We start from the raw sequence: 8,323 nt of genomic DNA on the forward strand, positions 1-8,323 counted from the left end.
AAAAGAATTGCTGGTTCTAAATGTATTTCTATATTCTGTTCAATTTTCAAAGATCATTTTCTCCGTCGCACTCAAGCGACAAGGATTATTATATCTTAAATTATTTCATTAATTGATTAAATTATACATATTTTTTTATATTATTTTTATATTGCTACTATTTTCTATATATTTCTCTATATATCTTATATTGATACACTTGGTATAGTTTCTGCATAACTATCTTATTTATTCGTTATTTTTATGTCCTTTATTATTAAATTACTTTTTTCTAAAACATCTTTATAAAATTCTAAAACATCATAATTATTAAAAAATATAACAAATTTATAATCATAATTACTCCAAATAGTTAAATCATTTCCTAAAATATAAAATGTACTAAATAATATAGACTTAACAGATAACTTCATTATTAATTTTAGGTATTCTAAATTTTCTACAATAAAATATACTGAATTAATATTCTTCTTCCTTAACTTATATAGCAATTCCTTTTCTTTAATTTCAAGTGTTTCTGTCATATTTTCAAATTCTTTATCGTTTAATTTATTACCATAATAATCTACTACTATTGTTTGACCTCTGTTATAAATATCTGATATAAAATTTATAAAACAATTTTCTATTTCCTTATTATTTTTATTTTCTTCATTGTGTGTAATAATTGCATTATTGTATTTATTAAACCCTTCTATTATATTATTAGGTATTATTTTTATTAGCTCATTAACTTTTTCTTTACTTAATGTATTCATAAAATCTCTCCTTTTATTAAGTATAAATAATATTACTTTAACTAAATTAATTTTTAAATAATATTTTTATATAAATACTAAGTTAACATATATTAATTATAGTAAAACATTATAAAAATTTATATTATAAATCTTTATTTATTATTGTTGACACTTTTTTCTATGTAATATATAATTTTATTGTAAACGTGTTACTGAGATAGATCAGGCATAAGTTTAGAACTAAACTTATGCCTTTTTTTTATACTCAATAATATTTTTAATAAAATTAAGCATTTTAATAATTGATATAATATTTTTAAATAGAAAGGATTTGAAATTATGTTTGGGTTTTTTAAGAAAAAAAAGCAAAACGAGTCTTTAAATTTTGTTACACCAGTTAATGGAAAAGTAATTGAATTATCAGAAGTTCCGGACCCAGTATTTGCTCAAAAAATGGCAGGAGATGGAGTTGCAATAGATACGACTGGGGATATAATTGTAGCTCCTTGTGACGGAGAACTTTCATTAATATTCAAAACTAAACACGCATTTGCTATGACATTAGATAATGGAATAGAGATATTAGTTCACATAGGAATTGAAACTGTATCTCTTAAAGGAGAAGGATTTAAACAATTAGTTGAACAAGGAACTAAAGTTAAAGCAGGGACTCCAATAATTAAAATAGATAGAAACTTTATTAAGAGTAAAGGATTATCATTAATTACTCCTGTTCTTATAACAAATCCTGATAGAGTAAAATCAATAGATAAAAAAATAAATATGGATGCAATAGCTGGAGAAACAATTATTATGGAATATAGTTTATAAAAAATAACTCATTGCTTAAAGCAATGAGTTATTTTTTATTGTAATTTTATCCTTCTTGTAATTAAACATATTATACTACCTAATATAACCATAATAATACCTGTAACAATATACTTCTCTATATCTAAGCTTGTTTTAGGTAAATCAGTTACATCAGCCTTTTTTATATTATTTTCATATAAAGCCAAGCTTACCGTATTATCATGTTCTCCAGATTTTAATTTTATAGTTCTACTTTTATAACTTTTAATATTTTCATTTTCTTTATTTACTATATTATAATTATCTGGTACTTCAAAAACTGTGTAATAATTCCCAGGCTCTAAATTTTTAAAATTATATATTCCATTATCATCAGTTTTTGTAAGAAATAATAATTTGCCATCTGAATCACATAAAAATACATTTATATTAGGAATTCCATTTTCATTATTATCTTTTTTACCATTTTTATTTTTGTCATTCCAAACAATGCTTCCTATGCTTCCTGTTCTCACTAAACCTGCATTTATAGTTACTCTTCTTCTATCTGAATTTAATTCTATATTTTCACTAAACCCACTTGTATTAACGTTACTATATTTACTATTTAAATTAGACTTCTGTTTAGTAAAATTATTATAGTTATCAGGTAAAGTTACATTTATTTTGTATTTACCATCTTGTAAATTATTAAATTTAACTTTTCCTTCTTCATCAGTGGTTTTAATAGATACTTCCTTTCCAAAAATATCTTTAGCAATATTTCCATCACTATCTACAAGCTTAACCTTAACTTTAGGTATTCCAAATTCATCATCATCCTTTATACCATTAAAGTTTTTATCTTCCCATACATAAGCATTTATCTCACCTTTAAATAACATTCCAACATTTAAATTGTCATAATATTTTCCTTTTTCAATATTAATTAAATTACTTGTTCCACTTTTATCAACACTATTTCCGTCTGTTAGCTCTCTATTCTTTGGTGAAAAGTCACTATATTTATCCGGCTTAATTGCTTTTATAAAATATGTCCCTGGCATTAAATCTGAAAATTCGTATATTCCTTCCGAATTTGTTTTTGTGCTTTTTATAAAATTACCATCTTTAGAGAATAAATTAATTTTTACATCACTTATTCCTTTTTCCTTCAAATCCTTTATTCCATTTGAATTTTTATCTTCCCACACTCTACTTTTTATTTTAGCTTTGTGTAAAGCTACATCTAAATCATTTTTAACTTCTCCTGATAATAAAGTAAAACTACTTGTTTCCCAATTATTATTTATTTTATTTTCTCTCTTATTTATTGTTGGTAAATAATCCTTTGTTTCATCAATAAATCTTAAATTATATTTCCCAGGCATTATTTCTTTAAAACTATAATGTCCATTTATATCAGTTCTATTTGTACTTATAAGCTTTCCATCTTTATATAATTGTACAATTATATTTTTTATACCACCTTCACCATCATCAAACTTTCCATTCCAATTTATATCATTCCATACATAACTATTTATTGTAATAGGATTTGTTAATCCAGCATCAATACTATAATTTTTCATACCTTTTGTTACATTTATAATATTTGTAATACCTTCTTTGTTAAAATCATTATCAAGATTTAAATCATCACCAGTTTTATAGTCAGTAATCATTTTATACTTACTATCTTTACTTATTTTTATACGATAACTTCCTTCATCTAAATCTTTAAAAACATATCTTCCAAAAATATCTGTTTTTGTTTTTGCAACTTCTTGTCCATTCCTATTTAAAATAAATATTTCTACTCCTGGTACTAGTTGTTCGCTATCATCTTGTATTCCGTTACCATTTGTATCATGCCACACTTTTCCCCCAAGAGATGCTTTTTCATACTCTACATTCTCATCTAATTTTGGTGAATAATTTTTTATATTATTATCTAAAATATTTTTATATTCTTTTATATATAAATCTCTATTTTCTGATAAGGCTCTTTCATAATCCTTTTCAAAGCTTTCTGTCTTGCAAGCATTATCTTCTAAATATGGAAAACTATAATATAAATCTTTACTTGTATCTTGTTTATTTATTTCTAATTCAGTTTTATTATCATCAGCATATACATAACTTACTCCAGTAAGTTGAATAAACTGAAATACCATAGAAATTGCTAGCGTAAGCCCTAGCCACCTAATCTTTTTATTATTATTCCTTATCATAATTATAAATCACCTTATTTTTCTTGAGTATTATTAGTTTATTAAATCAAGCTTTACAATAAATCTTTCCGGAGCATGTCCAAGATAATTAAAAGGATAGCATGTAACTAATGTAAGGCTTGGGTTATTTTTTTGCGCTAAAATTGATTCGTCATCAGGAGTTGTGATATAAGTTCTCTTAACTTTAAATTTATATGTATTATTTAAACTTTCTATATCAACTTCATCCCCAACCTTTATATTTTCTAAAAAACCAAAAGTCGTTTCTCTATGACCAAGTATAATTGCAGTGCCATTTTCACCTGGATATATTCCATTATCATAAAGAGTAGCTCCACCTCTTAAATTTTCTTCTGTCGCTCCCATTAATATAGGTATTTGCTCTCCAGTCTTTTTTACTATAACTTTTCCTATTATATCTTTTCCATCAACCGTTACAGATGGATATTTATTTTTACTAACATTATTGTTCTTTTTATCATCTTTAACATTTTTATTACTATTAACTTTAGTATCTTGTTTTTGTTTATCCCACTCGTTTATATTTTTTGATATATCATGTTTATCTAAATAAATTTCAAAAAATGGATATGATATAGTACCCAATCCAGCTATTATTAAAATTATTCCTATAATTTTAGTTATTCTAAATCTTCTTTTCTTTTTAACTGAAACTCCTTTATCCTCTCTACTCATATTACACCCCGATTAATTTTAATAATTTTATTATTTATATAAATTAAGTTTGTCCTTTTATTTTGTAATAAGTCTTATGATCTTGCCACATACCATTTATAAAAAGATACTTTTCATTAATTCCAAGTTCTTTAAATCCATTTGCTAAAAGAACCCTTTTTGATTTCTCATTATTCAATAATACAGATGCCTCAACTCTATGAAGATCTAAATCCTTAAACGCATAATTAACAGTTAGATTAACAGCTTCTTTCATATATCCCATACCTTGATATTTTTCATCTATTGAATATCCTAAGACAGCACTTTTAAATACTCCGTATACTATATTTGATAATCTTAGCTTTCCTATCAAATTATTATCTTTTATAATAGCTAAATCAACAGCTGTCCCATTTAAAAATTGTTTATAACTTTCATTTAATGACTCTCTTTGAGTTTCTATTGTATAAAAATCTAAATCTCTTGTTGGTTCAAATTTTTCAAGATGCTTTTCATTTCTAATATAATAATCTAGTAATTCATCTGCATCATTAGGAGTAAAATTTCTTAAAATAATATTTTTTCCTTTTAATTTAACCATAGGAGCGCAATTTTTATATACATAGTCTTCTCTATTAATTCCTAATATAAGTTCATCTTTATAAATTCCATTAGAAAAGGTATTATTAGATAATATTCCTTCCAATATAAATCCTAAATCTAAAAAAGGTGAAAGATTCATATCTTCAATTACTTTTATATTAACTTTAAAAATATTCTTATCTTTAAATATCGCCCTTAAAAGCATCTCTAAAGTTTCTCTTAATAAATTATAGTCATATTCTCTATAAAATTTTAAATCAAGGTTACATCTCTTATTAGATTGATCTAATTCTGATATTTCAAACCTACCTATATTTATATTATTTTTATCTTTAATAATATACTCTTTATGGCTTCCTTTATTTAAAATTATACTTACATTATTGCTTAATGACATACTTAATTCTCCTAAAATAATAGTCTTATAACAATATTATATATTATACTTATATGTTTACAAGAGATTACTTACCTTATTTCTAACAATATCTATATACAAAAAAATCCACCTTTGTATTATTTTAAAGGTGGATTTTCAAAAAGTTATCCCCAATTTTATCAACATGTTGTTGATAACTTTTATTTTAAACACTATATATTGTGGTAAACATGCTGTTGTATATGTGAACATTTTGATTTTTTATATCGATAATAGTCATTTTTTATCCAATTTTTGTAAAATAATTAATAAAGTTATCCACAATTTATTTTTTTAATTATTAATTCCTAATAAATCTTTTATAACTTCTCCTCCAATTATCATCCCAGCAACTGGTGGAACAAAAGATATACTTCCAGGTATCTGTCTCTTTTCTGCACATTTTTTTGTTCCTCCTGTGCATACACATCCAGTTTTACATGTAACTACATCTTCAGTTCTTGGTTTTGTTGGAAGTTCTTCTGAATATACAACTTTAAGTTTTTTAACACCTCTATTTTTAAGCTCTCTTCTCATAACTTTAGCTAAAGGACATACTTTTGTTTTAAATATATCTGATACTTTAAACTGAGTTGGATCAAACTTATTTCCAGTTCCCATAGAACTTATAATTTTTATATCATTTTCATAACAATATTTTGCTAAAGCAATTTTTGCACTTACAGTATCAATTGCATCAACTACATAATCTATATCATCTGTAATAAAATCTTCTATATTATCTGGTGTAACAAATTTCTGATAAGTTGTGACATTACATTTATGATTTATACTTAATATTCTTTCTTTCATAACATCAACTTTAACTTTACTTATTGTGTTATATGTTGCATGTATTTGTCTATTTAAATTTGTAAGACATACCGTATCATCATCAACTAAAACTAAGTTGCCAACTCCAGCTCTAGTTAAAGCTTCAACAGTGAAACTACCAACTCCACCTACTCCAAATACTATTACTTTTGAATTTTTTAATTTATCTAAACCTTCTTTTCCTATAAGTAACTCTGTTCTTGATAAAGCGTGTTGTGCCATCTTTTTATCTCCTTTTGTATAAAATATTTATTTATATTTTATTTTATATTATATCCTTATACAAGTATTTAATTATATAACTTGTATGTTTACTATAAAGATTATTAAGTCTATAATATAATCTATACTATTAAAAACGGAGGATTAATTTATGGTAATAGGTATTATAAGCGCAATGAGCGAAGAATTAGAAATTCTTTTAAAAGATATGAAAGTTACAGAAGCAAAAACTAAAGCAAAAATGAAATTTTACAAAGGAATACTTTGGGGCAAAGATGTTGTTGCTGTAGTTTCAGGAATTGGTAAAGTTAACGCTGCTGTATGTACTCAAATACTTATATCAGAATATAATGTTGATAGAGTTATAAATGTTGGTGTTGCCGGTGGTATAGGTATGGATATATATCCTGGAGATGTTGTAATTGCTGAAAATTTAGTTCAATATGATATGGATACAACAGTATTCGGAGATAGACATGGTCAAATTCCAAGATTAGATACATTTGATTTTATATGTGATAATGAATTAGTTAATGTTTGTAAAAAAGCATGTGATGAAATAGAAGGTTTTAATACTTTTTCAGGAAGAATAGTTTCAGGTGATCAATTCGTTGCAAGTGTTGAAAAAATAAAATGGCTTGAAAAAGAATTTGAAGCTAAAGCTGTTGAAATGGAAGGTGCAAGTATTGCCCACGTTTGTTACTTAAATAATATTCCATTTGTAGTTATTAGATCAATTTCTGATAATGCAAATAATGGTGCACATATGGATTATGAAAAATTCACACCAATTGGAGTTAAAAACTCAACTACTATACTTAAAGGTATGATAGAAAAATTATAATAAAAAAGCTATTATATAGAATTTCTATATAATAGCTTTTTAAATTTAAATACTAATATTTATTAGTGAGTGAATCCGTATGCACCCTTCTTAGTTTCTCTATCTTGAAGTACACGAGCTTTATTAAGAGCTTCAATTCCTTCTTTAATATCTTGCATTAATTGTTCTGCCATATTATGTCCAAGGTCAGCACGACATACAATACGTTGAATTATTACATCTTGTAAATTTTCTGGTAATGGATAAGCTGGTACTTGCCATCCCTTCATTAATAATCTATCAGCTAAATCATATAATGTCCATTCTACATTAGCATCTTCTTTTAATTTAAAGCATACTATTGGTAGATTTGATCCATCATTATATATTTCAAATAAGCCAAGGTTTTCTATTTCTTTTGCTAGGTACATAGCTACATCTTTTGTTCTTTGATGTATTTTTCTATATCCTTCAAATCCATATCTTAAGAAATTATAATATTGACCTATAATTTGACTTGCACTTCTTGAGAAGTTAATAGCCATTGTTGGTAATTTACCACCTAAATAACTTACTTCAAATACTAATTCTTTTGGTAAGAATTGTTCATCTTTCCAAAGTACCCAACCTATTCCAGGATAAACAAGTCCATATTTGTGACCTGATGTACTAATTGAAACAACATTTTTTAATCTAAAATCCCACTCTAAATTTGGTTCAATAAATGGTGCAAATAATCCACCTGAAGCCCCATCAACATGAATTGGAACTGATATTTTTGCAGTTTTATTGTATTCTTCAATTTTCTTATCTAATGCTTTAATATCATCATATTTACCAGTATAAGTTATACCTAATATACCAACTACACCTATTGTATATTCATCAACATAATCTAATACCTTATCTATATTTAAACTCATATGTTCTTCATCTAATGGAACTAATCTCATTTCTATATCCCAATATACACAGAATT

8 protein-coding genes are annotated in these 8,323 nt (G+C 25.0%); 2 read left to right on the forward strand and 6 right to left on the reverse strand.

Annotation, left to right across the window (positions count from 1 at the left end):
- Positions 1–224 precede the first annotated feature (224 nt).
- On the reverse strand, positions 225–758 hold the full coding sequence (locus tag Q4E08_RS10855; RefSeq protein ID WP_303130893.1) for a hypothetical protein: 534 nt from the start codon (positions 756–758) through the stop codon (positions 225–227).
- Positions 759–1,079: 321 nt separating this feature from the next.
- On the opposite strand from Q4E08_RS10855, the gene Q4E08_RS10860 reads away from it, so the two are divergent.
- Positions 1,080–1,571, forward strand: a complete 492-nt coding sequence (locus tag Q4E08_RS10860; RefSeq protein WP_303130895.1) for a PTS glucose transporter subunit IIA — start codon at positions 1,080–1,082, stop codon at positions 1,569–1,571.
- A 35-nt stretch (positions 1,572–1,606) separates the two neighbouring features.
- On the opposite strand, the gene Q4E08_RS10865 is transcribed toward Q4E08_RS10860, so the two are convergent.
- From Q4E08_RS10865 to Q4E08_RS10880, 4 genes are all read right to left on the reverse strand, one after another.
- A complete protein-coding gene (locus tag Q4E08_RS10865) occupies positions 1,607–3,766 on the reverse strand; it encodes an SdrD B-like domain-containing protein (RefSeq protein ID WP_303130897.1) in 2,160 nt (719 codons plus the stop codon).
- Positions 3,767–3,799: 33 nt separating this feature from the next.
- The gene (locus tag Q4E08_RS10870; RefSeq protein WP_303130898.1) at positions 3,800–4,462 is read right to left on the reverse strand and encodes a class D sortase; all 663 of its coding nucleotides are present in this window, start codon (positions 4,460–4,462) and stop codon (positions 3,800–3,802) included.
- 43 nt (positions 4,463–4,505) lie between these two features.
- Positions 4,506–5,444 (reverse strand): GNAT family N-acetyltransferase, encoded by a 939-nt coding sequence (locus Q4E08_RS10875; protein ID WP_303130900.1) that lies wholly within the window; start codon positions 5,442–5,444, stop codon positions 4,506–4,508.
- A 315-nt stretch (positions 5,445–5,759) separates the two neighbouring features.
- Positions 5,760–6,521, reverse strand: a complete 762-nt coding sequence (locus tag Q4E08_RS10880) for a tRNA threonylcarbamoyladenosine dehydratase (protein WP_303130901.1) — start codon at positions 6,519–6,521, stop codon at positions 5,760–5,762.
- 151 nt (positions 6,522–6,672) lie between these two features.
- Between Q4E08_RS10880 and Q4E08_RS10885 the strand changes: the two genes are divergently transcribed.
- A complete protein-coding gene (locus Q4E08_RS10885; protein WP_303130903.1) occupies positions 6,673–7,365 on the forward strand; it encodes a 5'-methylthioadenosine/adenosylhomocysteine nucleosidase in 693 nt (230 codons plus the stop codon).
- Between the two features lie 62 nt (positions 7,366–7,427).
- Here Q4E08_RS10885 and Q4E08_RS10890 read toward each other — a convergent pair.
- A partial coding sequence (locus tag Q4E08_RS10890; RefSeq protein ID WP_303130905.1) for a glutamate decarboxylase occupies positions 7,428–8,323 on the reverse strand: 896 nt, incomplete at its 5' end.

The sequence above is a fragment of the Clostridium sp. genome, assembly GCF_030532265.1.
In the GTDB taxonomy this organism is placed as follows: domain Bacteria; phylum Bacillota; class Clostridia; order Clostridiales; family Clostridiaceae; genus Clostridium.